Origin of the sequence: Streptomyces glomeratus (genome assembly GCF_021462825.1) — a bacterium.
In the GTDB taxonomy this organism is placed as follows: Bacteria; Actinomycetota; Actinomycetes; order Streptomycetales; family Streptomycetaceae; genus Streptomyces; species Streptomyces glomeratus.
Genome location: NZ_JAKEEB010000044.1, coordinates 18637 through 43010, shown reverse-complemented (window position 1 = coordinate 43010; position 24374 = coordinate 18637). Strand labels below are relative to the sequence as shown.

Below are 24374 nucleotides of genomic sequence, written 5' to 3'. Positions count from 1 at the left end.
ATCGAGCGGCCGGACGGTGTGAAGATCGGTGCCTGCTTCATCGCCGGGATCATCCTCGTATCGCTGCTGTCCCGGCTCGCCCGGGCCTTCGAGCTGCGCGTGACCAGCGTGACCCTGGACGACATGGCGGAACGATTCGTCCGGGACATCGCCAGCCGCCGTATCCGCTTCATCGCCAATGAACCCGACGCGCGGGACGCCACCGAGTACCGCGAGAAGATCGAGCAGATCCGCGCCGACAACGAGCTGCCCCCGCAGGAGGACTTCGTCTTCGTGGAGGTGACCGTCACCGATCCCTCGGAGTTCGAGGCGGGCCTGGCCGTACGCGGCGAGGTCCTGCACGGCCGCTACCGCGTGCTCACCCTGGAGAATCCGTTCGTCCTTGCGGTTCTTCCTCTTCGGCCAGGGCGAGGTCGCCCCGGTGACCCGGGAGGTGCTGCGCGAGGCGGACCCCAACCGCGCACGCCGGCCACGCGTCCACGTCGGCTGACCACCGGCCCGAGGAGCCGACCGCCCGAGGAGCCGACTCGACCGAGGAGCCGACTCGACCGACGGCCTGCCCCGCGCGACGGCCTGCCCGGGCGCGGGTACGCCGCGGACGCCGGGTCACTCGCCGGTGTGCACGGCTCCTCCGCCGACCGTGAACCCGATCACCGATCCCCCGCCCTTGCGCCGAGAGGCGAACGGCGCTCCCCCGTGCGACGTCGCCACCTCCCGCACGATCGACAGGCCGAGACCCGAGCCGGGCAGGCTCCTGGCATCCGCGGCCCGGTAGAAACGGTCGAAGACGCGCAGGAGGTCGCCCTCCTCGATGCCGGGCCCGCGATCGAGGACCTCGACGCGCACGCTGCCCAGCGGCGGCCCGGTGTCCGGCTCGTCGGAGTCCTCCAGCCGGGGCGGGTGCACCGGACCCATGACGGCGATCTCGATCGGCGCCTTGCCGTGCCGGTCGAACTTGGCCGCGTTCTCCACCAGATTGGACACCGCCCGCTGCAACGCCGTGGCGCGGCCGTCGACCGTGGTGTCGCCCGTGGTGCGCACCACGACCTCCCGGCCCGTGCGGCGCCGGGCGATCGTCGCGGCGTCCTCGGCGATGTCGGTGAGGGTCAGCCGCTGCACCGGTTCCGTGTCCGACTGGCCGGCCGCCAGGTCGACCAGCTCGTTCACCAGGTCGGTCAGCTCGCGGGACTCCTGGGCGAGGTCGGCGACCAGTTCCTCACGGGCGGCGGCCGGCAGCTCGTCGATACGGCGCAGCAGCGAGATGTTGGTCCGCAGGGACGTCAACGGCGTGCGCAGCTCATGACCCGCGTCCTGCACCAGACGCCGCTGGTCGTCCTCCGACTGGGCGAGCCGCCCGAGCATACGGTCGAACGAGCGGCCGAGACGGGCCACCTCGTCGTTCCCGGTGACCGGGACCTGGATGCCGAGCCGCCGGGTGCGCGCCACGTCCTCGGCGGCACCGGCCAGCCGTACCAGCCGCCCGGTGATCCGCCGCGCGAGCCACCAGCCGAACAGCCCGGCCGCGATCACGACCGCTCCCATCAGCAGGGCGGTGCGCTGCTGAAGGCTGCGCAGCAGGTCCTCGGTGCTGCTCAGCTCCTGGGCGACCTGCACCGCGCCCTGGCCGCTGCCGAGCGCCACGGTCGCGACGCGGTAGACGTCGCCGCCGACGCTGACGTTCGTGTGCTCGACCAGCCTGCCCGCGGTGGCGGTCTCGGCGATCCGCCGGTCGTCGCCGCCGACGGGCAGCGGCGGGTTGGAGTGGTCGACGACCGAACCGCCGGGCCCGAGCACCTGCACCACGGTGCGGCTGGGCCGGATGATGTCGTCGCGCGGGGTGTCGTGGTCCTTGTCGGAGATGGCGAAGTCGTCCGGCATCAGCTGCCTCTGGCTGACCTGGTCCCGCAGATCGGCCACGACCTGCGCGAACACGGTCTGCTGGTCCACCCGCACCAGGCGGGCGGCGGCGTCGTAGCTGAGGAAGCCGACCAGGACGGTGACGCCGGCGGCCACGGCCGCGAACGACAGGGTGAAGGTGGTCCGCAGCGACGACATCCGGCGCAGCCGGGACCGCAGCCGCAGCCGCCGGCGCAGTCCGACCGGCAGCCGCCGCCACAGGCGCATACCCCTCCCGGCGACGTCCTCGGCGCACGGGCCCGGTGATGGAGGCACTAGTCCTCCCTCAGTACGTACCCCACGCCGCGCACCGTGTGGATCAGGGCCGGTGCCTCGGGCTCGTCGAGCTTGCGCCGCAGATAGCCCACATAGACGGCGAGGTTCTTGGAACCGGGGCCGAAGTCGTAGCCCCAGATGCGGTCGTAGATGGTGGCGTGGTCCAGCACGATGCCCGCGTTGCGGGCCAGCAGTTCCAGCAGGTCGAACTCGGTCCGGGTGAGTTCCAGCTCCCGCTCGCCGCGCCAGGCGCGACGGGCCTGGACATCCATGCGCAGCCCGGCGACGGAGACCTGGCCGGTGGGGATCTTCTCCTCCTCCTTGGGAGCCTCGAAGGAGGAGCCGTTGGTGCGGCGCAGCAGGGCGCGCAGCCGGGCGAAGACTTCCTCGATGTCGAACGGCTTGACGACGTAGTCGTCGGCGCCCGCGTCGAGCCCCGCGATCCGGTCGGCGGTCTCCACCAGGGCGGTGAGCATCAGGATCGGGGTGCGGTCGCCCTCGGCACGCAGCACCCGGCACACCTGGAGACCGTCGATGCCGGGCATCATCACATCGAGGACGAGCACGTCGGGCTGGGTGCGATGGGCCTGGGCGATGGCCTCCACCCCGTCGGCCACGGCGGTCACCTCGTAACCCTCCAGCGTCAGCGCGCGTTCCAGGGCATGACGGATGGCGCGGTCGTCCTCGGCGAGCAGCACTGTCTGGGTCACCCCACCAGTCTGCCAAGGCCAGCGCGGTGCACCACCGGGTGGACGGAGCCACGGGCGGGCTTCTTACCCGCCTCTCACCGCTGCGGGCGTGGCGGTTTACCCGGTCGGTCCGGTGCATGGGCTACATCACGTACGGCGCGTTCGGCGGGTATGTCACGGCGGTCCCGCGAGGTTCACCGGCGGCCGGGCGGCGGGGGGCCGCGGCCCGGCTGCCGGGCCGTCCCCCCACGGCTAACTCCGCAGCGCGGCCAGTTGCTCCTCGAACGGGATCACCCGGAACCCGGAATCAGTGGACTCGGCCACGGACCGGGCGGGCCCGGGCACGGCCCCGACACGCTGCGCCACCGAACCGGCGGCCTCCACCACGGAACCGGCGGCCTCCGCCACGGGACCGGCGGCCTCCGCCGCCGAGCCGTCCCGCTGCCGCGGGGCCCCCGCGGTCATCAGCAGCGCCATTTCGCCCGCGGCGCGTTCGATCCGCTCGGGCAGGCCCTCCGCGCCCCAGTCCTCCGAGGCCGCGTAGACGCCGGTCGGGACCACCACGGCCCGCAGGTAGGAGAAGAGCGGGCGCAGAGCGTGGTCCAGCACCAGCGAGTGCCGGGCGCTGCCGCCGGTGGCCGCGACCAGGACCGGCTTGCCCGCCAGCGCGTCCTTGTCGAGCACGTCGAAGAAGGACTTGAACAGCCCGCTGTACGACGCGGAGAACACCGGCGTGACCACGACCAGCCCGTCGGCCTCGGTCACCGCCTCCAGGGCGGCGGCCAGCGCACGCCCCGGGAAGCCGTTGGTGAAGTTGTGCGCGATCTCCACGGCGAGGTCGCGCAGCTCCACCACCCGGACCTCGACGGGAACCTGCCGCTCCACGGCGGCGGCCAGCCGGTCGGCCAGCAGCCGCGTGGAGGACGGGACGCTCAGCCCCGCCGAGACGACGACGAGTTTCATGCGGCGCTCACCTCTTCCCCGGCCCCCGGCTCCTGCGCGGCGGCGAGCAGCGACCGGTGGGTCGGCGCCTCCGGCGTGGTGGCCGGACGGCCCTTCGCGAACTCCTCGCGCAGCACCGGCACGACCTCCTCGCCGAGCATGTCGATCTGCTCGAGCACGGTCTTCAGCGGGAGTCCGGCGTGGTCCATCAGGAACAGCTGGCGCTGGTAGTCGCCTGCGTACTCGCGGAAGCTCAGCGTCTTCTCGATCACCTGCTGCGGCGAGCCGACGGTGAGCGGGGTCTGGTCGGTGAAGTCCTCCAGGGACGGCCCGTGTCCGTAGACGGGCGCGTTGTCGAAGTACGGCCGGAACTCGCGCACCGCGTCCTGCGAGTTCTTCCGCATGAACACCTGTCCACCCAGGCCGACGATCGCCTGTTCAGGAGTGCCGTGCCCGTAGTGGGCGTACCGGGTCCGGTAGAACTCGACCATCCGCTTGGTGTGGTCGGCCGGCCAGAAGATGTTGTTGTGGAAGAAGCCGTCGCCGTAGTACGCGGCCTGCTCGGCGATCTCGGGCGACCGGATCGAGCCGTGCCAGACGAACGGCGGTACCCCGTCCATCGGGCGCGGGGTGGAGGTGAAGCCCTGCAGCGGCGTACGGAACTTGCCCTCCCAGTTCACCACGTCCTCGCGCCACAGCCGGTGCAGCAGGGCGTAGTTCTCGATGGCGAGGTTGATGCCCTGGCGGATGTCCTGCCCGAACCAGGGGTAGACCGGGCCGGTGTTGCCGCGCCCCATCATCAGGTCCACCCGGCCGTCCGCGAGGTGCTGGAGCATCGCGTAGTCCTCGGCGATCTTCACCGGGTCGTTGGTGGTGATGAGGGTGGTGGAGGTGGAGAGGACGAGCTTCTCCGTCCTGGCGGCCACGTAGCCGAGCATCGTCGTCGGCGACGACGGCACGAACGGCGGATTGTGGTGCTCACCGGTCGCGAAGACGTCCAGCCCGACCTCCTCGGCCTTCAGCGCGATCGCGACCATGGCCTTGATCCGCTCGCGTTCGGTCGGGGTACGGCCCGTGGTCGGGTCCGGGGTGACGTCGCCGACGCTGAAGATCCCGAACTGCATGCTCGCTCACACCTTCCAGGTGGTTTATCGTTCAACTACACCTCCCCGAACGACGCCACCTCTCCAGGTATTCCGGGTCCCGCGCCACCCTCCGCACGACACCCGGACGCACTCAGAAGGTGTACCGGTCCCCCGTCCCCAGAGCCAGCACCTGCTGGGCGGCCGGGTTGCGGTCCGCCGCGCCGCCGCCCCACTGGGAGTCGATCTCCACCCGCACCTCGTCGGTCGACGTGTCGGCGAGGCGCACCCGCAGATGGATCTCCCTGCCCCGGCCCATCGGGACGATCGACCCCGTACGGCACAGCACCGTGCTCGCGTCGAACCGCGCACACGCTCCCGGCAACAGCTGCTCGTCCGCCAGCGGCTTGGACCAGCGCAGCCGCACGGTGCTGTCCTTGACCCCGGACCGTGTGTGGTTCCACGGGGTGAGCCGTACGTTGACCTCGCCCCGGCCCATGGTCACGTACCCGTGATAGACGAGGCCGGTCTCGGCACCCAGAGCCACGGCGGGCAGGCCCCCTCCCACCACGACGGCCGCTCCCAGCGCGCCGGCAATCCACTTCCGCATCGTCACTTTCCTCCGCATCGGCGCCCGTACATCACCGCATGTATCCCACGTGCACGGCGCGTCAGGCACCGCCGGGCAGGTGACCCGCCCGGTCGGACGTGACGGCGGCCGACGAAGACCGGGTGAAAGGCCCCGTGCGAAGGTGGCCGCATGCTGATTCTCCGCTCCGCCGCGCTCTTCGTGGTCGCCGCGTTCTTCGAGATCGGCGGGGCCTGGCTCGTCTGGCAGGGCCTGCGCGAACACCGGGGCTGGCTGTGGATCGGCGCGGGCGTCATGGCGCTCGGCGTCTACGGCTTCGTCGCCACCTTCCAGCCCGACGCACACTTCGGCCGTGTCCTCGCCGCGTACGGCGGCGTCTTCGTGGCCGGCTCCCTCGCCTGGGGCATGGTCGCGGACGGCTACCGCCCGGACCGCTGGGATGTCACCGGTGCGCTGATCTGCCTGGCCGGGATGGCCGTGATCATGTGGGTGCCCCGGGGGCACTGACCGGCCCGGGCGCTCCGGTCCGGCCTCCACCCCCGGCCTATCCTGGGCGCACGTCGCCCGCACGACCGAGTGCGGCACCGCAGATTCGTGTCCACCGTCCGAGGAGCCTCGCCATGACCGCCGCAGCACCCTCCGCCGCCTCCCGCATCGCCGTCGTCACGGGCGCGAGCAGCGGCATCGGCGCCGCGACGGCCCGCCGGCTCGCCGCCGCCGGCTACCGGGTGGTCCTCACCGCCCGCCGCAAGGACCGTATCGAGGCGCTCGCGGAGGAGCTGACCGCGGCGGGCCATTCGGCGACGGCGTACGCGCTGGACGTCACGGACCGGGCGGCGGTCGACGAGTTCGCGACGGCTTTCCGGACGATCGGTGTCCTGGTGAACAACGCGGGCGGCGCGCTCGGCGCCGACCCGGTCGCCACCGGCGACCCCGAGGACTGGCGCCGGATGTACGAGACGAACGTCCTCGGCACCCTGAACGTCACCCAGGCCCTGCTGCCCGCGCTGACGGCGAGCGGTGACGGCACCGTGGTGGTCGTCTCCTCCACCGCCGGCCACGGCACCTACGAGGGCGGCGGGGGCTATGTCGCCGCCAAGCACGCCGAGCACGTCCTCGCCGAGACCCTCCGCCTGGAGATCGTCGGCACGCCGGTACGGGTGGTCGAGATCGCCCCCGGGATGGTGAGGACTGAAGAGTTCGCGCTGACCCGCTTCGGCGGCGACACGGCGAAGGCGGCGAAGGTGTACGAGGGCGTCGCCGAACCCCTGACGGCCGACGACGTCGCCGACACGATCACCTGGGCGGTCACCCGCCCCAGCCACGTCAACGTCGACCTCATGGTGGTCCGGCCCCGGGCCCAGGCGTCCAACACCAAGGTCCACCGGGAACTGTGATGACCGACCCGGACCACACCGCGGAACAGGACCGCCTGTCCCTGGAGAAGAAGCGCGAACGCTACGTCTGGTACTACCTGGCGTATTTCCTCTTCGGCATCCACATCGTGGCGTTCGTGATGATCTACGCGGTGAAGCACGCCAAGTGAGCCCGGCTCCCGGCCGGGCCCGTGGCGTCAGCCCTTGACGCAGACGATCTGCTTCAGCTTCGCCACGACCTCCACGAGGTCGCGCTGCTGCTCGATGACCTGCTCGATGGGCTTGTAGGCGCCCGGGATCTCGTCCACGACACCGGAGTCCTTGCGGCACTCCACACCCCGCGTCTGCTCCTCCAGGTCCCTCGACGTGAAACGACGCTTCGCCGCGTTACGGCTCATGCGCCGGCCCGCGCCATGCGACGCCGAGTTGAACGACTTCTCGTTGCCGAGCCCCTTGACGATGTACGAACCGGTGCCCATGGAACCGGGGATGATGCCGTACTCCCCGGCCCTGGCGCTGATCGCACCCTTGCGCGTGACGAGCAGGTCGATGCCCTCGTACCGCTCCTCGCTCACGTAGTTGTGGTGGCAGGAGATCTCGGGCTCGAAGGTCGGCTTGGCCTCCTTGAACTCCCTGCGGATCACATCCTTCAGGAGCGCCATCATCAGCATCCGGTTGTACTCCGCGTACTCCTGCGCCCAGTACAGGTCATTGCGGTATGCCGCCATCTGGGGGGTGTCCGCCACGAAGACCGCCAGGTCACGGTCGATCAGACCCTGGTTGTGCGGAAGCCCCTGAGCCACGCCGATGTGGTGTTCGGCGAGCTCCTTGCCGATGTTCCGGGAACCGGAGTGGAGCATCAGCCAGATCGATCCGTCGTCATCCAGACACACCTCTACAAAATGATTCCCGGATCCGAGCGTTCCCATCTGCTTTTCGGCGCGGTCGTGACGGAACCTGACCGCCTCGGCCACCCCGTCGAACCGCCCCCAGAAGTCGTCCCACCCCGCGGTGGCCACCCCGTGGAAGCGGCCCGGGTCGACGGGGTCGTCATGCATCCCCCGGCCCACCGGGATCGCCTGCTCGATCTTCGAGCGCAGGCGGGAGAGGTCGCCGGGGAGGTCGTTCGCCGTCAGGGACGTCTTGACCGCCGACATTCCGCAGCCGATGTCCACGCCGACGGCCGCCGGGCACACGGCGTCCCGCATCGCGATGACCGAGCCGACCGTCGCGCCCTTTCCGTAGTGGACGTCCGGCATCACCGCGAGGCCCTGGATCCACGGCAGCGTCGCCACATTCTGCAGCTGCTGCATCGCGGCGCCCTCGACCGTCGCCGGGTCCGTCCACATGCGGATCGGAACCTGGGCGCCCGGCACCTCTACATACGACATACCAGCCTCTTTCCCCCGAAAAAATACATAAGCCATTGATCGCAAAACCGGCGCCAAGGTCGACGTATAGGACAACGGACCGGCGTTCACGGCAGTGCGTGCGATACACATTGTCTCCGGGGAGCCGCCCCGGGCGGCAACCGATTAACCAGCGGGCTCCCACGCCCACGCAACCGTCGAGAGGAGCCTCACCGTGCAGCGGAAGGCGTACGTACCGGGCGCCGCGGTGCTCCTCGCGGCACTGCTGGCCGCCTGCAGCTCGGGCTCCGGGAGCGGTGGCGCGGCGGAGGACTCCAAGGCCGGCGACCCCACCGCGAGTGCCGCCACCGCCCAGCCCGGCAAGTACCGCACGCTCTCCGACGCCTGCGGCGCGGTGAGCCACGGTTCCCTCGACTCGCTCCTTCCGGGCATCCGGCAGGTAGCGGACCAGACGCAGCGCGATGCCGCCTACCAGGGCGAGGCGGCGCTGACGTACAACAACGACCGTCGCTCCGGGTGCCGCTGGAAGGCGGAGTCGGCCGCGGCCACGGACCATCTGTTCGTCGACTTCGAGCGGGTGGTGTCGTACGACAACACGGTCAGCGACGACGACCGCGCGCACGAGGTCTACGGCTCCAGGCAGCAGGCCGCGGATCTGCCCGAGACGGCTTCCGGCCCGGGTTCGGCGTCCGCCACCGGCTCCGCTTCCGCCTCCGCTTCCGCCTCCGCTTCCGGTTCCGGCTCCGCATCCGGCTCCGGGGGCAGCGGAAAGTCCGCGAGCCCCGGCGCCACCTCCTCGGCTTCCCCCTCCGCCTCGACGTCCGCCTCCGGCCCCGCGTCCGCCTCCGGAAGCCCGTCCGCCGACGGCACCGAGGCCGATCTCCAGCCCCGCACGCTCGACGATCTGGGCGACGAGGCGTTCCTCGACGACCAGCTGAGCACCTCCCAGCAGCGCACGGTGACTGTGGTGTTCCGCACGTCCAACGTGATCGTGACCATCCAGTACGACGAGCAGCCGGCCGCCGCCGGAAGTGCCCCGAGCAGCGAGGACATGCAGGACAAGGCCCGGAAACTGGCCCAGCAGCTGGCGGGTTCGCTCGGCTGAGGCACCCCTGGCGTGCGCCCCCGCAGGGGAACCGAACCTCGCACCGCATGCGTCCCCACCGCGTACCGTGGCCCCTCGGACCCGATCCGACCGCACGATCCACGAGCGTCATGAGTGGAAGGAACCATGCACCGACCTGCACAGCGAGACCAGCACGATCAGCACGATCAGGGCGTCCGGCGCGTTCAGGACGTTCAGGGCGTTCGGGGCGGCCGGCGGCCTGGTGCGCGCCTGCGCCGCCTGCTCGTCTGCGCGGCGGCCGTTCCGGCGGTGCTCGTCGCCGCCGGCTGTTCCTCGGACTCCGGTTCGGGCTCGGGCGGCGATGCCAAGCAGCAGGCGCAGAAGCAGCAGACCGCCGGCGCGCAGCCTTCGCAGAGCGCCTCGGCGGACGCGGTGCGGCCGGCCGCGTACACGACGCTGCCGAAACCCTGTGCCGTCCTGTCCGGGAAGACCCTGGGCGATCTGGTGCCCAAGGGGGCCAAGTCCGGCAAGCAGGGCGCCTCGGACGACGCGGGGACGCGTGCCAGCTGCTCGTGGACCAGCCTCCAGAACAACGGCGTCAAGGGCTCCCAGTTCCGCTGGCTGAACGTCTCCCTGCTGCGCTTCGAGTCGGACGCCGCGCGCGGCGACGGCAACAAGCTCGCGCAGGAGTACTACGGCAGGCAGGTGCGGGACGCGCAGTCCGTGGAGGGCGCGAAGAACACGGCGTCGCAGCCGGTCGCCGGGGCGGGTGACCAGGCGACGGCGGTGCGTTACGACCTGAAGAAGAAGGAAGGCGCCTTCAAGCAGGAGACGGTCGTGGTGCGGGTGGAGAACGTCGTCATCACCCTCGACTACAACGGCGCCGGTCTGGCCGGTGACAAGACGCCCAACGCGGACGACCTGGCGAAGGCGGCGGAGAAGGCCGTCAAGGAGGCGGTGTCCTCGGTGGCGGCGGCGAACCACGGTGGCGCCGGGGCGGGCTCGTCCCCGGTGCAGGGGGCGTCGAAGAGTGCCTCGCCGTCGAAGTCGGCCTCCCCGTCCAAGAAGGCGTCCCCGTCCGCGTCGGCCTCGAAGAAGAGCTGACCCGGCCGGGTTCGACTCCGCGCCCCAGCAGGGAAATCGCCGGAGCCCGGTCCCGTACGGACCGGGCTCCGGCACACCGGCCACCCGTTCGCCGCACGCGTGTGCCACCCTGTTGCGCGCAACAACACGCAACGGGAGGGGAGTACGGGTGGCCGCGCCACTGCAGTTGACACGGATGCACCGGATTCTCATCGGTGTGGTCGTCACCGGTGCCGTCATCATCGCCGGAATCGGCTTTGCGGGCTCGTACGCGGCCGTCCGTGAGCTGGCCATCAAGAAGGGGTTCGGGAACTTCAGTTATGTCTTCCCGATCGGCATCGACGCGGGTATCTGTGTCCTGCTGGCCCTGGACCTGCTGCTGACCTGGATCCGCATTCCCTTCCCGCTGCTGCGCCAGACGGCGTGGCTGCTGACGGCGGCGACGATCGCGTTCAACGGTGCGGCGGCCTGGCCGGACCCGCTGGGCGTGGGCATGCACGCGGTGATCCCGGTGCTGTTCGTGGTCGCGGTCGAGGCGGCGCGCCACGCGATCGGCCGGATCGCGGACATCACGGCGGACAAGCACATGGAGGGCGTCCGGCTGACCCGCTGGCTGCTGTCGCCCGTTCCCACGTTCCTGCTGTGGCGCCGGATGAAGCTGTGGGAGCTGCGCTCCTACGACCAGGTGATCAAGCTGGAGCAGGAACGTCTCGTCTACCAGGCCCGTCTGCGCTCCCGCTTCGGTCGCGCCTGGCGCCGCAAGGCCCCGGTGGAGTCGCTGATGCCGCTGCGGCTCGCCCGCTACGGCGTACCGCTGGCGGAGACGGCCGGGGCGGGTCTGGCGGCGGCGGGCATAGAACCGGCACTGATACCGCCGGCCCCGCAGGCCGTGGCAGCGGCCGGGGGCAGTGCCTCCGGTGCGGCGGCGTCCGTCCCGCAGAAGGCGGCGCCCGGCGGCGGGCCGCGCCCCGAACTGGCGGGCGCCCCGGGCTTCGGCCCGCAGGCGTCGGGGCCGGACCCCGAGCAGAGCCCGTGGTTCACCACCCCGCCGCAGGTCGAGTACCACGGCGGTTACGACCCCTCGTTCGAACCGGAGCCTTCCTACGAGCCCGAGGAAGAGCACTGGCAGTGGTACGAGGAGCAGCACCCGGAGCAGTACCAGGCCCAGGGCCCGGGACAGCCGCAGCAGTTCCAGGCCGCGGCCCCGGGGCAGCCGCAGGAGCCCTCCGGGGAGGAGACCGGCAGCTTCCCCATCCCCGTCACCGGCAACCGGACCCGTGAGCTGGGCGAGGGCGGCGGCGCGCCGGAGCCGGGCGAGGAGTCGTACTACCAGGTCTTCAAGCAGTCGATCAACGGCAGCTACCCGACCCCGCGCGAGTTCAGCGACAACGTCGAGGCCGAGTTCCGCATCAGCCTCCCCGCGGAGGAGGCCAAGCGCATGGTCAACCGGTTCACCAACCGCCACACCGCGGAACTGGAAGAGGACCACATCGCGTGACGGCGTGAAGCGAACCGCGTGAAGCTGACCGCGTGAAGCTGACCGCGTGAAGCGAACCCCGTGAAGCGAACCGCGCGGAGCGCAACGCGTGAAGGAGACCGCGGCCGGCAGACCGCGGCCGGCAAGAGGCCCCCGTACGCGTACGTACGGGGGCCTCTTGGCGGGCTTCACTCCCCGAGCAGCTTCCGGACCCGGTCCTGCCCCACCGCGAGCAGCAGCGTGGGCAGCCGCGGGCCGGTGTCACGGCCGACGAGCAGGTGGTAGAGCAGCGCGAAGAACGACCGCTGGGCGGTCTTGATCTCCGGGGGCAGCTCCTTGGGGGTCGCGTCGGCGGGGAACCCCGCCTGGACCTTGGGCACGCCGTACACGTGGTGGGTGAGCCCGTCCAGCGACCAGTGCTCCTCGAGGCCGTCGAGCAGCAGCCGCAGCGACTGCTGTGCCTGCTCGTCGAGGGACTTGAGCAGTTCGACGTCCGGTTCGTCGCGGACGATGGTGCGCTGCTCCGCCGGGACCTGGGTGTTGATCCAGGACTCGGCCCTGTCGTACCGCGGCCGGACCTCGTCGAGGGAGCCGAGCGGGTTGGCCGGGTCGAGGTCGGACAGGATCCGCAGCGCCTGGTCCTGGTGGCCGGCGGTGATGTCGGCGACGGAGGCGAGGGTGCGGTAGGGCAGCGGGCGCGGGGTGCGCGGCAGCTCACGGGCGGCGGTGCCGACGGCCCGGGTGTACGCGGCCACGTCCGCCGGCAGGGCCGAACCGTCGGCGACCTTGCCCGCCAGCTTGTCCCACTCGTCGTAGAGCCGCTGGATCTCCTGGTCGAAGGCGATCTTGAAGGACTGGTTGGGCCTGCGGCGGGCGTAGAGCCAGCGCAGCAGCTGGGGCTCCATGATCTGGAGGGCGTCGGCCGGGGTCGGGACCCCGCCCTTGCTGCTGGACATCTTCGCCATGCCGCTGATGCCCACGAAGGCGTACATCGGGCCGATGGGCTGCTTGCCGCCGAAGATGCCGACGATCTGACCGCCCACCTGGAAGCTGGAGCCCGGGGAGGAGTGGTCGACGCCGGAGGGCTCGAAGACGACGCCCTCGTAGGCCCAGCGCATGGGCCAGTCGACCTTCCAGACCAGCTTGCCGCGGTTGAACTCGGTGAGCCGCACCGTCTCGGAGAATCCGCAGGCCGAGCACGAGTACGTCATCTCGGTGGTGTCGTCGTCGTACGCGGTGACGGTGGTGAAGTCCTTGTCGCACCGGCCGCAGTAGGGCTTGTACGGGAAGTACCCGGCGGAGCCGGAGCTGCCGTCGTCCTCGGCGGCGGCGCCGGAGCCCTCCTCGGCCTCCAGCTCGGCCTCGTCGACGGGCTTGTTCTGCTGCTTCTTGGCGGCGGGCTTCGGCTTGGTCCGGTACTGGGCGAGAACGGCGTCGATCTCTCCACGGTGCTTCATCGCGAAGAGGATCTGCTCGCGGTAGACACCGGAGGTGTACTGCTCCGTCTGGCTGATGCCGTCGTACTCGACGCCCAGCTCCGCCAGCGACTCGATCATCGCGGCCTTGAAGTGCTCCGCCCAGTTCGGGTACGGGGAGCCCTTCGGGGCGGGCACGGAGGTCAGCGGCTTGCCGATGTGCTCGCCCCAGGACTCGTCGACGCCCGGCACGCCGAAGGGAACCTTGCGGTACCGGTCGTAGTCGTCCCAGGACAGCACGTGGCGCACCGTGTACCCGCGCCGCCGGATCTCGTCGGCGACGAGGTGGGGCGTCATGACCTCCCGCAGGTTGCCCAGGTGGATGGGCCCGGAGGGGGAGAGCCCGGACGCGACGACGACCGGTTTGCCCGGGGCCCGGCGCTCCGACTCCTCGATGACCTCATCCGCGAAACGGGAGACCCAGTCGGTGGTCTCGGTGCTCTGAGCCACGATCGGCACGTCCTCTTTTTTTCCGGAGTTTCTCAGCACCAGCTGCACGGTCACACAGCTGTCCGATCCATTGTCCCTGCCGGGACCGCATCCACGAAAACAGCTTTTCAAGCTCTTACCTGCGCGTCGCCGTACGCGCGGCACGGCCCGTGCCCGCAGGCGCGCGACCGCATACGGAAAAACCGCTTTACCCCCCATGGGATACTGGCCACGTCTATCCGTACGCACGAGGAGAACGGCACCCACCCCATGGCCTCGGTCACGTCCCTCACCGCCTCCGTCCACCAGCACCTCGCGAACGCCCTCTCGGCCACCCTGCCGGAGGCCGGCGCGGACCCGCTGCTGCGACGAAGCGACCGGGCGGACTACCAGGCCAACGGGATCCTGGCGCTCGCGAAGAAGGCGAAGGCGAACCCGCGGGAGCTGGCGACCCGGGTCGTCTCCCATGTCGTCACCGGTGACGTGATCGAGGACATCGAGGTCTCCGGGCCCGGCTTCCTCAACATCACGGTCACCGACAAGGCGATCACCGAGAACCTCGCCGCCCGCGCCGCCGACCCCGAGGGCCGCCTGGGTGTGCCGTTCGCCGAGACCCCGGGCACCACGGTCATCGACTACGCCCAGCCGAACGTGGCGAAGGAGATGCACGTCGGCCATCTGCGCTCCGCGGTGATCGGCGACTCCGTGGTCAAGCTGCTGGAGTTCACCGGCGAGACGGTGATCCGCCGCCACCACATCGGCGACTGGGGCACCCAGTTCGGGATGCTCATCCAGTACCTGGACGAGCACCCGCACGAGCTGGACCACAAGGCCGCCGAGGTCTCCGGCGAGGAGGCGATGTCCAACCTCGACCGCCTCTACAAGGCCGCGCGCAAGCTCTTCGACTCCGACGAGGAGTTCAAGACGCGTGCCCGCCGCCGGGTGGTCGACCTCCAGGCCGGCGACCCGCGCACGCTTCAGATGTGGCAGAAGTTCGTCGACGAGTCGAAGATCTATTTCTTCTCCGTCTTCGAGAAGCTCGACATGGAGATCGGGGACCCCGACATCGTCGGCGAGTCCGGCTACAACGACATGCTCGAGGAGACGTGCCGCCTGCTGGAGGAGTCCGGCGTGGCGGTCCGCTCCGAGGGCGCGCTGTGCGTGTTCTTCGACGACATCAAGGGCCCGGACGGCAACCCGGTCCCGCTGATCGTCCAGAAGTCCGACGGCGGCTACGGCTACGCGGCGACGGACCTCTCCGCGATCCGCGACCGGGTCTTCGGCCTCAAGGCGAACTCGATCATCTACGTCGTGGACGCCCGCCAGTCGCTGCACTTCAAGATGGTCTTCGAGACCGCGCGGCGGGCCGGCTGGCTGAACGGCGACGTGACGGCGTATCAGCTCGCCTTCGGCACGGTCCTCGGCAAGGACGGGAAGCCCTTCAAGACCCGTGAGGGCGAGACGGTCCGGCTGGTCGACCTCCTGGACGAGGCGATCGAGCGCGCCTCCGCCGTCGTAAGGGAGAAGGCGCAGGACCTGTCCGAGGAGGAGATCGCCGAGCGCGGCGCCCAGGTGGGCATCGGCGCGGTGAAGTACGCGGACCTGTCGACGTCGGCGAACCGCGACTACAAGTTCGACCTGGACCAGATGGTGTCGCTGAACGGCGACACGTCCGTGTACCTCCAGTACGCGTACGCCCGTATCCAGTCGATCCTGCGCAAGGCCGGCGAGGTGCGCCCGGCCGCGCATCCCGAGCTGGCCCTGACGGACGCGGAGCGGGCCCTGGGCCTGCATGTGGACCAGTTCGCGGAGACGGTCGCGGAGGCTGCCGCGGAGTACGCCCCGCACAAGCTGGCGGCGTACCTCTACCAGCTGGCCTCGCTGTACACCTCGTTCTACGACAAGTGCCCGGTCCTGAAGGCCGAGACGCCCGAGCAGGTCGAGAACCGCCTCTTCCTGTGCGACGTCACGGCCCGCACGCTCCACGTGGGCATGGACCTGATGGGCATCAGGACGCCCGAGCGTCTCTGACGCCGCGCCACGGGCCCCGGAGAGCACGAAGAGCCCCGCACACCGGGTGGCGCCCGGTGGGCGGGGTTCTGTGCCGTCAGCCGCCCGACCGGGCGTACCACTGCGCGCCGCCGAGCGGGAAGTCGTAGCCCGGCCGGCCCGTGTTGCCGCTGGTCCGGAACGGCCTGCCGTGGTCGCGGCTCCGGTACGGCGACCAACAGGACCCCCGTCCTCTGCAACGGCGGGAACACCCAGGTCACCGCCCAGGAGGTGTCCCGGCCCCTCAACCACATGCTGATCACCGTCAAGAACACCGGCTCCCGGCCGTGCGACTTGACGTACTTCCCCTACCTGCGGTTCGACGAGATGCAGTGGGCGCCGGGGGCGTTCGAGGAGAGCCGCCCGCAGGCCGTGATCACGCTCGCTCCCGGGGAGTCCGGATATGCAGGTGTGCGCCTCTCGGCCGCCGACAGCAGCGGGGAGAACGGAACCAAGGGCCACTCGTTGACCGTCATCTTCCAGGGGCGCACTCCGCGTAGCGACGCGGGCCCCACTGCCAGTGTGCGGCTGCCCGCCAAGGGCGTGTACTACGACAGCAAACTGACCGCGACCTACTGGCAGTCCAGCGCGGCCGACGCCCTCACCTGGTGAGGTCGCCGGGTGGTGCGGGAGCGAACTCGCACCACACCACCTTGCCGAGTTCGCGCTCGCCGACACCCCACTTGTCGGCGAGCGCGGCGACCAGCAGCAGCCCGCGCCCGCCCTCGTCGGCCTCCTCGGCGATATGCGGGACGCCGGGCCCGCTGTCGTGCACCTCCACGCGCAGTACGGCACCGTCGTACCGCAGGAACACGCGGAAGTGCCGGCCGGGCGGTACCCCGTGCAGCAGCGCGTTGGTCGCCAGCTCGCTCACACACAGCAGCACGTCGCCGCTGCGCCCGGCCTCCGCGAGACCCCAGCCCGTCAGGGTCTCGTGAGCGAACCTCCGGGCGGCGGGGACGGACCGGCGCTCGCGCCGGAAGAACCTCTCGCGCAGGGGCGGGAGTTGGATCGTCTCGTTCACGGGACGAGAGTTGCGGAGCGCGACTACCGTGGATCAGCGAGTGAGCCCGTACAGATTTTTTGTACGGGTTCGTTCGGGGTCGCGTACGGGCACCGCGGGGAGTTGGTCCAGCATGAACTCCAGGAAGTTTCCACGGAAGAAGAACCTCTCGGCCATGAAGATGCTGGGCGTCCAGCTCGGCACGGCACGCCGTGCGGCGGGCCTGACCCAACGGGCGCTCGGAGAACGGCTGATGCTCGACGAGGAGACCATCGCGTCGATCGAACAGGGAAGGCGCCCCCTGAAGCCGGACCTGGCCGAGCTGCTGGACGAACTCCTGGGGACCAAGGGGTTGTTGTCGGCGGGGGTGGAGAACCTGCCGGAGATCGACCAGTTTCCGATGTGGGCGGAGCTGTATGTGCAGCATGAGCGGGAGGCGATCGCTCTGTCGTGGTACAACGCGCTGGTCGTTCCGGGCCTGCTCCAGACGGAGGCCTACGCCCGCGCGCTGCTGAGTGGGCGGGTGCCGCCGTACGATGCGGACGAGTTGGAGACGAAGATCACGGCCCGCGTCGGCCGCCGCGAGATCCTGCACCGGAAGATCCCGCCGACGCTCAGTTTCGTGGTCTGGGAGCCCGCGCTGCGCATGCCTACCGGAGGACGAGACACGCACTTCGACCAGTTACGGTTCCTGCGCGAGTACTCCGAACTCCCTGGGTTGACCTTGCAGATCCTGCCACTGAACCGTACCGCGCACGCCGGGGATGCGGGCCCGTTCATCCTCGTGGAGACGCCCGATCACCAGCACCTCGCCTACACCGAGTCACAGCGCGGCAGCCAGTGGGTCTCCAACCCGGACGAAGTGTCCATCCTCGCGCGCAAATATGCGATGCTGCGGACGCAGGCCCTCACCATCGAGGACTCCAGAAGCCTGCTGGACCAACTGCTAGGAGAGCAATGAGCACCGCGCTTCAGTGGTTCAAGTCGTCCTACAGCAGTAGCGAAGGCGGCGCCTGCCTGGAAGTCGCCCGCGACGCAACAGCCGTGCACATCCGCGACTCCAAGAACCCCAAAGGCCCCACCTTCACCGCCTCGCCGGAGGCCTGGGCCGCGTTCACCGACTACGCGGCCCGCTAGGGGCGTTGTCAGTGGCTGGCCCTACAGTCACTGGCATGGCGACACTTCCCAATCCGCTGCCCCGGTTGGCGGCCGATCCGAGCGGGCGCGCGCTCGGGCTTGAACTCCCTCCGGGGAGTCTGATCGACGCGACGGACGAGGGCCCGTGGCACGAGCCGCTGCTGTGGCACGCCGGGCGCGCCGCGTCCTCCGGCAACTGGGCGCGGCTGGGTGGGCCCGGCGCACGGGTCGGGCTTCTTCCGGTGCTCGTCGACGTCGGCGGCAGCCAGGGCGGCCCCGAAGAGTGGGAGCTGATGCCGGGGGAGGTGTCCTACCCCGGGGACCACGACGCCGAGGACGTGCTGGCCGAGTTCTGGGGAGACGAGGACGCGGACGAGGAACTCGGCGAGATCCGCGCCCCGTTCGGCCGCGAGTGGCCCGGCCTCGCCGCGGCTCCCCGGCTGGAGGCCGACCCCGACGCGCGTGCCGCCGAGGTCGCCGACTCCCTGCTGAACGGCGGCTCATGGCTCAAGGAGCCGCGCCTCGCCCTGGTCCCGGCCCGCCGCTCCGCGGACATCCCGGCGGCCATCGGCTGGAGCGGCCCGCTGAACCACGAGAACGACACGGCCCGCCTCTGCTCCGTGCTGCGCTCCTGGGAGGACCGCTTCGGCATACGGGTCGTCGCGCTCACCTTCGACCAGCTGGTCCTGTCGGTGGCGGCACCGCCGACCACCGCCGCCGAGGCGGAGCAGGTGGCCGCCGAGCACTTCGCCTTCTGCCCGGACAACATCACCCAGGGGCACCACGGGACGCTGCGGGAGTACGCCGAACACGAGATCCTGGGCCGACGGATCTGGGCCTTCTGGTGGGACTGACCCACAAGCCCTACCGCAACCCCTTGCCCAGCCTCCGCAGCCCCTCCTCGATCTCCTCGGGGGTGTGCGTGACGAAGCACAGCCGCATCGTCGACGTCTCGGGCGCGCCCGCGTAGAAGGGCGCGCCGGGGACGTACGCCACGTCCTGCCGCACCACCCGGGGCAGCAGTGCCGTCGTGTCGTACGCCTCGGGGAGCCTGGCCCACAGGAACATGCCGCCCTCGGGGCGGTTCCAGACCGAGCCCTCGGGGAGCGCCTCCGGGAGGCCGGCGAGCATGGCGTCCCGGCGCTCGCGGTAGGCCGCGGCGACACGCGAGACGTGCGCGTCGAGGTCCCGGTCGGCCAGATAGCGGGCGGCGGCGAGCTGGTTGACGGTCGGGGTGTGCAGGTCGGTGGCCTGCTTGGCGACCGTGCAGGCCCGCCGTAGCGCGGCCGGTGCCCGCAGCCAGCCGAGCCGGAGGCCGGGGGCCATCACCTTGGAGAAGGAGCCGAGGAGCACGGTGCGGTCGTGGGCGTCGTCGAAGGAGGCGATCCACGGCGCCCGCCCGCCCTCGAAGCGGAGTTCGCCGTAGGGGTCGTCCTCGACGATCCACAGCCCGCGCCGGGCGGCGACGCGCGCGATCGCGGCGCGGCGGCCCGCGGGGAGGGTGCGGCCGGTCGGGTTCTGGAAGGTGGGGACCGTGTAGAGCAGCTTGGGACGCTCCCGCGCCACCAGTTCCTCCAGCGCGTCCGGGTCGATGCCGTCCGCGTCGCCGGGCACGGCGAGGATCCTCGCCCCCGCGAAGCCGAACACCTGGAGGGCCGCGAGATAGCAGGGGTCCTCCACGAGAACCGTGTCGCCGGGCTCCAGCAGGACGGTCGCGAGGAGCGACAGCGCCTGCTGCGAGCCGGTGGTGACGAGGAGGTCGTCGGGGCCGGTGGGCAGGCCGCGTGCGGTGGTGCGGTCGGCGAGCGCGGCCCGCAGCGCGGGCTCCCCCTCGGTCGTCGCGTACTGGAGCGCCCGCTGTGGCACCTCGGCCAGCACGGCGTGGAACGCGGCGGCGACACCGTCGGCGTCGAAGAGCCCGGGGGCCGGAAGTCCGCCCGCGAAGTTGACGACTTCGGGCCGGGCGGTGACGGCGAGGATGTCCCGCACGGCGGAACCGCCGGTCGCGGCGACCCGGGCGGCGAACGGGGGCGGCGGACTGCTGGTGCGGCTGTCGGCGGAGGTCACAGCGGCGGCTCCTTCTGTGTGGGGCGACCGTGGGACGTGCGAACGCCGTGGGTACGCCACTCGAAAACACCTCGTTCGCGCACCTTAGGGATATCACTGCCCTTTACATCAATCCCGTTTCACCCTGCGGACGGCCCCCGGCGGGCCCTAGCATGCGGCGCATGCTGCCCACCGTGGACACGTACAAGGAGCTGGAAGCGATCGTCTCGGATGAGACGGTGCTGCGTCCGGCGGCCCTGGACCTGTGTAACCAAATGGGCCTCGTGGGGCTCGCGTTGCGGCGCTTCGACGACGGTTCCCTGCCGGTGTACGCGCTCGGCGGCGACATGGTGCTGAAGCTGTATCCGCGGTTCGCGACGGCCGAAGCGATACGCGAGGCCCGGGTGCTGGCCCACCTGTGGGGCCAACTGCCACTGCCGACTCCCCGTTTGATCGCCACCGACGAGTATGCGAACGGCTGGCGGTTCGTGCTGATGTCCCGGCTGCCGGGGCGGAGCGTCGCCGAGGCGTGGCCGCAGCTGACGGCGGCGGATCAGGACCGGATCGTGTCGGAGTCGGCCCAGACGCTGGCCGCGCTGCACGCGATGGCCTGGAAGCCGCTGACGGACATCGTGGGTCCCTCGGACTGGTCCTCGTTCCTGCGCCGCCGACGTGCGGGCACGCTGGAACAGCACAGCCGCACCGGTGTGACCGAGCCCTGGCTGAGCCGTATCCCCGACTTCCTGGACTCGGTACCCCTCCCGGCCTCCAGCGAACTGTCCCTGCTGCACACCGAGTTCATGCGCGAGCATCTGACCATCGACATGCGCGGCGGCCGCCGTCTGACCGGTCTGTTCGACTTCGAGCCGGCGATGATCGGCGACCCGGCCTACGACTTCGCGAGCGTCGGCCTGTTCGTCACCCGCGCCGACCCGCGCCGGCTGCGCCGCTTCTACGAGGCCTACGGGCGCGCCCCGCACGACCCGGACCAGCTGCTCGCCTACGCCCTGCTGCACATGTACAGCGACCTGCCCTTCTACCTTCGTGAACTGCCGGTACCGCCCGAACCCCGCCTCGACGCGCTCGCCGAGCTGTGGTTCGGCACGAACGGCTGACAGGCCACCACCCGGGCCCGGGCCGCGCTTCCGCGTCCCGCGAAGGCTTCCCGGGAGACGACGTTTCCCCAGGTCAAACGGCATCCCAAGATCCCGGCGTCCCGGAAATGGCGGGGAATGTGGCGTCCCGGGCGGGTCACCGCTCAAGCTGTGGTCAGCGAGGCGCCCGCTCCCGGCGACCGGTCGAGCGGCGGCGCGCCACCCCCCAGCTCGTCCACGTCGAAGGGCCCTCCCATGTCCGCTCGTACCGTCCGCGCCCGTCTGCTCGCCCTCACCACGGTCGCGCTCGCCGCGCTCGCGCTCACGGCCTGCCGGACCGGGGAGGGCGTACGGGACGAGGGCCCCTCGACCGCGTCGTCCACGGCCCCCCGGAGCACGGGAGGCTCCGGCGCCGCGGCTCCCTGCTCCGGGAGCCACACGAGCACGACGGCGACCGAGGTCTCCCGGCCCGTGAACCATCTGCTCCTGCGGCTGACCAACACGGGCACCGCGAACTGCACCCTCCCCGCCTACCCGGTGGCCCGCTTCGGCGAGGAGCAGTCCCCCGCCAGGCCGGCCCCGGAGACGAAGCCGCGCACCGCCCTCACCCTCTCCCCCGGCGAGTCGGCCTACGCGGGCGTGCGTCTGTCGTCGGCGGAGGGCACCGCCCCACACCTCCGCACGGCACGGACCCTCACCCTCACCCTGCCCACCGGCCCCGCCGCCCATCCGGCACTGCCGGCGAAGGGCGTCCGCGTCGACGACGGCGTGACGGTGACGTACTGGCTCTCCAGCGGCGAGGCGGCCCTGATGTACTGAACCGTACGGCGGGGCCGCGGGAGGGGAGGCGAGGACGCTGACCACGCATGTGCTCGGGGAGTACGCCCGGCTGACCGCCCGGCAGATCGCCGCGACCTGCCGGCCGTCGCCCTGTGCGCCGAGGCGGTCCCCCACCGGCGCACCCGTACCCACAGGCCCTAGCGGAGCTTCCGGGCGACCTCGGTGGCCCAGTACGTCAGGATGGTGCGGGCGCCGGCCCGCTTGATGCCGGTCAGCGTCTCCAGGATCGCCCGGTCCCGGTCGAGCCAGCCCTTCTCGGCAGCGGCCTCGATCATCGAGTACTCGCCGGAGATCTGGTACGCGGCCACGGGCACGTCGACCGCGTCCGCGACCTTCGCCAGGATGTCGAGGTAGGGCCCGGCCGGCTTGACCATCACCATGTCGGCGCCCTCCTGAAGGTCCAGGGCCAGCTCCCGCAGGGACTCCCGCCAGTTCGCGGGATCCTGCTGATAGGTCTTCCGGTCGCCCTGCAACGACGACCCGACGGCCTCCCGGAACGGACCGTAGAAGGCGGAGGAGTACTTGGCGGTGTAGGCGAGGATCGCGACGTCCTCCCGGCCGATCTGGTCGAGAGCGTCCCGGACGACACCGATCTGGCCGTCCATCATGCCGCTGGGGCCCACCACGTGGGCGCCCGCGTCGGCCTGGACCTGGGCCATCTCGGCGTACCGCTCCAGGGTGGCGTCGTTGTCGACCCTGCCCTTCGCGTCGAGCACACCGCAGTGCCCGTGGTCGGTGAACTCGTCCAGGCACAGATCGGACATGACGAGCAGCTCGTCCCCGACCTCGGCCCGCACATCCCGGAGGGCCACCTGGAGGATTCCGTCCGGGTCGGTCCCGGCGGTGCCCAGCGCGTCCTTCTTCGACTCCTCCGGCACGCCGAAGAGCATGATCCCGGAGACCCCGGCCTCCGCCGCCTCCGCGGCCGCCTTCTTCAGGCTGTCCCGGGTGTGCTGCACGACACCGGGCATGGCCCCGATCGGCACGGGCTCGCCGACGCCCTCCCGTACGAACGCGGGAAGGATGAAGTCGGCCGGGTGCAGCCGGGTCTCGGCGACCATACGCCGCATGACAGGCGTCGTCCGCAGCCGACGGGGACGCGTACCGGGGAAGGAACCGTACTTCGTCATGACTTCTACGCTACGCCCGGCCGGGCGGCGCCTTTGCCGACGCACTGTCGGAGCACCGGGTGCTTCCTCGGGGCCCCGGCGGGGCTGCGTCCGTCATCCCTGAGAACTACGGACCCTCCCCGATTCCGGCCCCCGAGAACCAGGGTCCGTCCCCGATGCCCGCATCCACCGGCCCCGGCTACCTTCCCAGTGATGCCGACGTTTCCCGCCGGACCGCGTGGTCTGCGGCGTCGTGCACGAGGGGGCCCGATGAAGGCGGTCATCCAGGACCGGTACGGCTCACCGGACGTACTGGAGCTGAGGGACGTCGACAAGCCGGCGCCTGCGGCCGACGAGGTGCTGGTGCGGGTGCACGCGGCCGCGGTCAACGCCTACGACTGGCACGCCCTGCACGGCGACCCGTACGTGTCCCGCCTGCTGTTCTTCGGATTGCGCCGGCCCAAGGCCAGGATCCGGGGCAGGGACTTCGCGGGCCGGGTCGAGGCGGTCGGCAGCGAGGTCAAGGGACTCGCTCCGGGCGACGAGGTATTCGGGGAGGCCGACGGGGCGTTCGCCGAGTACGTGTGTGCACCGGCCACGGCGGTGGCGGCGAAGCCGACCCGCCTCTCGTTCGAGCAGGCAGCCGCCATGCCGCTCGCGGCGAACACCGCGCTCATCGGACTGCGCGACATCGCGAAGGTGCAGCCCGGCCAGAAGGTTCTGGTCAACGGGGCGTCCGGTGGGGTGGGCACCTTCGCCGTGCAGCTCGCCAAGGCGTACGGGGCGGACGTGACCGGTGTGTGCCGGACACGGAACGTGGACCTGGTCCGCTCCCTCGGCGCGGACCATGTCATCGACTACACCCAGGAGGACTTCACCCGCGGCGGCCCCCGCTACGACATCGTGCTCGACCTGGTCGGCAACCACTCCCTGACCGCGCTCCGGCGCGCGCTGACCCCGACCGGAACACTCGTGCTGTCCGGCGGGGGCGTCTACCAGGGCGGCAGTCTCGTCGGGCCCATGGCCCTGTTCATCAGGCGGCAACTGCTGGCGCCCTTCGTCCGCCAACGCCTGCTCGAGCTTCCGGCCAGGCAGACCAAGGAGAACCTGACGGCGCTGCGGGAACTCGTCGACTCCGGGGAGATCGCCCCGGTCATCGACCGGACCTACTCGCTCGGCGAGGTACCCGAGGCGATCCGGTACGTGGCGATCGAGCACGCCAGGGCCAAGGTCGTCATCACCGTCTGATCCGATGCTCCGCCGCGGGTGCGGCCCGGGGCGCAAAACCCCGGGCCGCACGCCGGCCGGCGATCAGGTCGCCGTGGTCGCGGGCCGGTCCCAGGCCG

General features: G+C 71.0%; 23 protein-coding genes and 2 pseudogenes. 15 read left to right on the top strand and 10 right to left on the bottom strand.

Annotated features, from left to right (window positions below; all coding sequences use genetic code 11):
* Positions 1 to 490: pseudogene (locus LZ604_RS31955) on the top strand (amino acid transporter); the annotation flags it as partial.
* A gap of 116 nt (positions 491 to 606) precedes the next feature.
* Here LZ604_RS31955 and LZ604_RS31950 read toward each other — a convergent pair.
* The 5 genes from LZ604_RS31950 to LZ604_RS31930 all read right to left on the bottom strand — a co-directional run bounded on the left by LZ604_RS31950 (position 607) and on the right by LZ604_RS31930 (position 5495).
* On the bottom strand, positions 607 to 2124 hold the full coding sequence (locus tag LZ604_RS31950; RefSeq protein WP_372482246.1) for a HAMP domain-containing sensor histidine kinase: 1518 nt from the start codon (positions 2122 to 2124) through the stop codon (positions 607 to 609).
* A 47-nt stretch (positions 2125 to 2171) separates the two neighbouring features.
* Entirely contained in the window at positions 2172 to 2882 is a 711-nt protein-coding gene (locus LZ604_RS31945) for a response regulator transcription factor (protein WP_234519465.1), read from the bottom strand.
* A 231-nt stretch (positions 2883 to 3113) separates the two neighbouring features.
* Entirely contained in the window at positions 3114 to 3824 is a 711-nt protein-coding gene (locus LZ604_RS31940) for an FMN reductase (RefSeq protein ID WP_234519463.1), read from the bottom strand.
* Entirely contained in the window at positions 3821 to 4927 is a 1107-nt protein-coding gene (locus LZ604_RS31935; protein WP_234519461.1) for an LLM class flavin-dependent oxidoreductase, read from the bottom strand. Before LZ604_RS31935 ends, LZ604_RS31940 begins: the two co-directional genes overlap by 4 nt.
* A gap of 112 nt (positions 4928 to 5039) precedes the next feature.
* Positions 5040 to 5495, bottom strand: coding sequence for a hypothetical protein (locus LZ604_RS31930; protein ID WP_234519459.1), 456 nt, complete (start codon positions 5493 to 5495; stop codon positions 5040 to 5042).
* 150 nt (positions 5496 to 5645) lie between these two features.
* On the opposite strand from LZ604_RS31930, the gene LZ604_RS31925 reads away from it, so the two are divergent.
* From LZ604_RS31925 to LZ604_RS31915, 3 genes are all read left to right on the top strand, one after another.
* Positions 5646 to 5981 (top strand): YnfA family protein, encoded by a 336-nt coding sequence (locus LZ604_RS31925; protein ID WP_234519457.1) that lies wholly within the window; start codon positions 5646 to 5648, stop codon positions 5979 to 5981.
* Positions 5982 to 6094: 113 nt separating this feature from the next.
* The gene (locus LZ604_RS31920; protein WP_234519455.1) at positions 6095 to 6871 is read left to right on the top strand and encodes an SDR family NAD(P)-dependent oxidoreductase; all 777 of its coding nucleotides are present in this window, start codon (positions 6095 to 6097) and stop codon (positions 6869 to 6871) included.
* Positions 6871 to 7020, top strand: coding sequence for a hypothetical protein (locus LZ604_RS31915; RefSeq protein WP_234519454.1), 150 nt, complete (start codon positions 6871 to 6873; stop codon positions 7018 to 7020). The genes LZ604_RS31920 and LZ604_RS31915 overlap by 1 nt, the downstream gene beginning before the upstream one ends.
* A gap of 27 nt (positions 7021 to 7047) precedes the next feature.
* On the opposite strand, the gene LZ604_RS31910 is transcribed toward LZ604_RS31915, so the two are convergent.
* Positions 7048 to 8241 (bottom strand): RtcB family protein, encoded by a 1194-nt coding sequence (locus LZ604_RS31910; RefSeq protein ID WP_234519452.1) that lies wholly within the window; start codon positions 8239 to 8241, stop codon positions 7048 to 7050.
* Positions 8242 to 8434: 193 nt separating this feature from the next.
* Here LZ604_RS31910 and LZ604_RS31905 point away from each other — a divergent pair, with 193 nt between their 5' ends.
* From LZ604_RS31905 to LZ604_RS31895, 3 genes are all read left to right on the top strand, one after another.
* The gene (locus LZ604_RS31905; RefSeq protein ID WP_234519450.1) at positions 8435 to 9325 is read left to right on the top strand and encodes a DUF3558 domain-containing protein; all 891 of its coding nucleotides are present in this window, start codon (positions 8435 to 8437) and stop codon (positions 9323 to 9325) included.
* A 126-nt stretch (positions 9326 to 9451) separates the two neighbouring features.
* A complete protein-coding gene (locus LZ604_RS31900; RefSeq protein ID WP_234519449.1) occupies positions 9452 to 10390 on the top strand; it encodes a DUF3558 domain-containing protein in 939 nt (312 codons plus the stop codon).
* A 175-nt stretch (positions 10391 to 10565) separates the two neighbouring features.
* Positions 10566 to 11867 (top strand): DUF2637 domain-containing protein, encoded by a 1302-nt coding sequence (locus LZ604_RS31895; RefSeq protein ID WP_234519447.1) that lies wholly within the window; start codon positions 10566 to 10568, stop codon positions 11865 to 11867.
* Between the two features lie 167 nt (positions 11868 to 12034).
* Here LZ604_RS31895 and lysS read toward each other — a convergent pair whose 3' ends face one another.
* Positions 12035 to 13780 (bottom strand): lysine--tRNA ligase, encoded by a 1746-nt coding sequence (gene lysS, locus LZ604_RS31890; protein ID WP_234519446.1) that lies wholly within the window; start codon positions 13778 to 13780, stop codon positions 12035 to 12037.
* A 240-nt stretch (positions 13781 to 14020) separates the two neighbouring features.
* On the opposite strand from lysS, the gene argS reads away from it, so the two are divergent.
* Both argS and LZ604_RS31880 read left to right on the top strand, forming a co-directional pair.
* Positions 14021 to 15781, top strand: coding sequence for an arginine--tRNA ligase (argS, locus tag LZ604_RS31885; RefSeq protein WP_234519441.1), 1761 nt, complete (start codon positions 14021 to 14023; stop codon positions 15779 to 15781).
* Between the two features lie 225 nt (positions 15782 to 16006).
* Positions 16007 to 16411, top strand: a pseudogene (locus LZ604_RS31880) (DUF4232 domain-containing protein); the annotation flags it as partial.
* On the opposite strand, the gene LZ604_RS31875 reads toward LZ604_RS31880, so the two are convergent.
* Entirely contained in the window at positions 16401 to 16823 is a 423-nt protein-coding gene (locus LZ604_RS31875; protein WP_234519440.1) for an ATP-binding protein, read from the bottom strand. The pseudogene LZ604_RS31880 and the gene LZ604_RS31875 sit on opposite strands and share 11 nt — an antisense overlap.
* 112 nt (positions 16824 to 16935) lie before the next feature.
* On the opposite strand from LZ604_RS31875, the gene LZ604_RS31870 reads away from it, so the two are divergent.
* The 3 genes from LZ604_RS31870 to LZ604_RS31860 are packed head-to-tail and all read left to right on the top strand — an operon-like array spanning position 16936 to position 18793.
* The gene (locus LZ604_RS31870; RefSeq protein WP_234519439.1) at positions 16936 to 17763 is read left to right on the top strand and encodes a helix-turn-helix domain-containing protein; all 828 of its coding nucleotides are present in this window, start codon (positions 16936 to 16938) and stop codon (positions 17761 to 17763) included.
* Positions 17760 to 17939, top strand: a complete 180-nt coding sequence (locus tag LZ604_RS31865) for a DUF397 domain-containing protein (RefSeq protein ID WP_234519438.1) — start codon at positions 17760 to 17762, stop codon at positions 17937 to 17939. Before LZ604_RS31870 ends, LZ604_RS31865 begins: the two co-directional genes overlap by 4 nt.
* Before the next feature lie 35 nt (positions 17940 to 17974).
* Complete coding sequence (locus LZ604_RS31860; protein WP_234519436.1) at positions 17975 to 18793, top strand: DUF4253 domain-containing protein; 819 nt, start codon at positions 17975 to 17977, stop codon at positions 18791 to 18793.
* Between the two features lie 10 nt (positions 18794 to 18803).
* On the opposite strand, the gene LZ604_RS31855 is transcribed toward LZ604_RS31860, so the two are convergent.
* Entirely contained in the window at positions 18804 to 20006 is a 1203-nt protein-coding gene (locus LZ604_RS31855) for an aminotransferase-like domain-containing protein (RefSeq protein ID WP_234519435.1), read from the bottom strand.
* A gap of 161 nt (positions 20007 to 20167) precedes the next feature.
* Here LZ604_RS31855 and LZ604_RS31850 point away from each other — a divergent pair, with 161 nt between their 5' ends.
* Positions 20168 to 21100 (top strand): phosphotransferase family protein, encoded by a 933-nt coding sequence (locus tag LZ604_RS31850; protein WP_234519434.1) that lies wholly within the window; start codon positions 20168 to 20170, stop codon positions 21098 to 21100.
* Between the two features lie 234 nt (positions 21101 to 21334).
* A complete protein-coding gene (locus LZ604_RS31845; protein ID WP_234519433.1) occupies positions 21335 to 21898 on the top strand; it encodes a DUF4232 domain-containing protein in 564 nt (187 codons plus the stop codon).
* A 158-nt stretch (positions 21899 to 22056) separates the two neighbouring features.
* Here LZ604_RS31845 and hemB read toward each other — a convergent pair whose 3' ends face one another.
* A complete protein-coding gene (gene hemB, locus LZ604_RS31840; RefSeq protein WP_234519432.1) occupies positions 22057 to 23049 on the bottom strand; it encodes a porphobilinogen synthase in 993 nt (330 codons plus the stop codon).
* Between the two features lie 249 nt (positions 23050 to 23298).
* On the opposite strand from hemB, the gene LZ604_RS31835 reads away from it, so the two are divergent.
* The gene (locus LZ604_RS31835) at positions 23299 to 24276 is read left to right on the top strand and encodes an NAD(P)-dependent alcohol dehydrogenase (protein ID WP_234519431.1); all 978 of its coding nucleotides are present in this window, start codon (positions 23299 to 23301) and stop codon (positions 24274 to 24276) included.
* Positions 24277 to 24374 lie beyond the last annotated feature (98 nt).

Coding starts and splice junctions, on each gene's coding strand:
- LZ604_RS31950 (WP_372482246.1), bottom strand. CDS start 2,124: ATGCGCCTGTGGCGGCGGCTGCCGGTCGGACTGCGCCGGCGGCTGCGG.
- LZ604_RS31940 (WP_234519463.1), bottom strand. CDS start 3,824: ATGAAACTCGTCGTCGTCTCGGCGGGGCTGAGCGTCCCGTCCTCCACG.
- LZ604_RS31935 (WP_234519461.1), bottom strand. CDS start 4,927: ATGCAGTTCGGGATCTTCAGCGTCGGCGACGTCACCCCGGACCCGACC.
- LZ604_RS31930 (WP_234519459.1), bottom strand. CDS start 5,495: ATGCGGAAGTGGATTGCCGGCGCGCTGGGAGCGGCCGTCGTGGTGGGA.
- LZ604_RS31925 (WP_234519457.1), top strand. CDS start 5,646: ATGCTGATTCTCCGCTCCGCCGCGCTCTTCGTGGTCGCCGCGTTCTTC.
- LZ604_RS31920 (WP_234519455.1), top strand. CDS start 6,095: ATGACCGCCGCAGCACCCTCCGCCGCCTCCCGCATCGCCGTCGTCACG.
- LZ604_RS31915 (WP_234519454.1), top strand. CDS start 6,871: ATGACCGACCCGGACCACACCGCGGAACAGGACCGCCTGTCCCTGGAG.
- LZ604_RS31910 (WP_234519452.1), bottom strand. CDS start 8,241: ATGTCGTATGTAGAGGTGCCGGGCGCCCAGGTTCCGATCCGCATGTGG.
- LZ604_RS31900 (WP_234519449.1), top strand. CDS start 9,452: ATGCACCGACCTGCACAGCGAGACCAGCACGATCAGCACGATCAGGGC.
- LZ604_RS31895 (WP_234519447.1), top strand. CDS start 10,566: ATGCACCGGATTCTCATCGGTGTGGTCGTCACCGGTGCCGTCATCATC.
- argS (WP_234519441.1), top strand. CDS start 14,021: ATGGCCTCGGTCACGTCCCTCACCGCCTCCGTCCACCAGCACCTCGCG.
- LZ604_RS31870 (WP_234519439.1), top strand. CDS start 16,936: ATGAACTCCAGGAAGTTTCCACGGAAGAAGAACCTCTCGGCCATGAAG.
- LZ604_RS31865 (WP_234519438.1), top strand. CDS start 17,760: ATGAGCACCGCGCTTCAGTGGTTCAAGTCGTCCTACAGCAGTAGCGAA.
- LZ604_RS31860 (WP_234519436.1), top strand. CDS start 17,975: ATGGCGACACTTCCCAATCCGCTGCCCCGGTTGGCGGCCGATCCGAGC.
- LZ604_RS31850 (WP_234519434.1), top strand. CDS start 20,168: ATGCTGCCCACCGTGGACACGTACAAGGAGCTGGAAGCGATCGTCTCG.
- LZ604_RS31845 (WP_234519433.1), top strand. CDS start 21,335: ATGTCCGCTCGTACCGTCCGCGCCCGTCTGCTCGCCCTCACCACGGTC.
- hemB (WP_234519432.1), bottom strand. CDS start 23,049: ATGACGAAGTACGGTTCCTTCCCCGGTACGCGTCCCCGTCGGCTGCGG.
- LZ604_RS31835 (WP_234519431.1), top strand. CDS start 23,299: ATGAAGGCGGTCATCCAGGACCGGTACGGCTCACCGGACGTACTGGAG.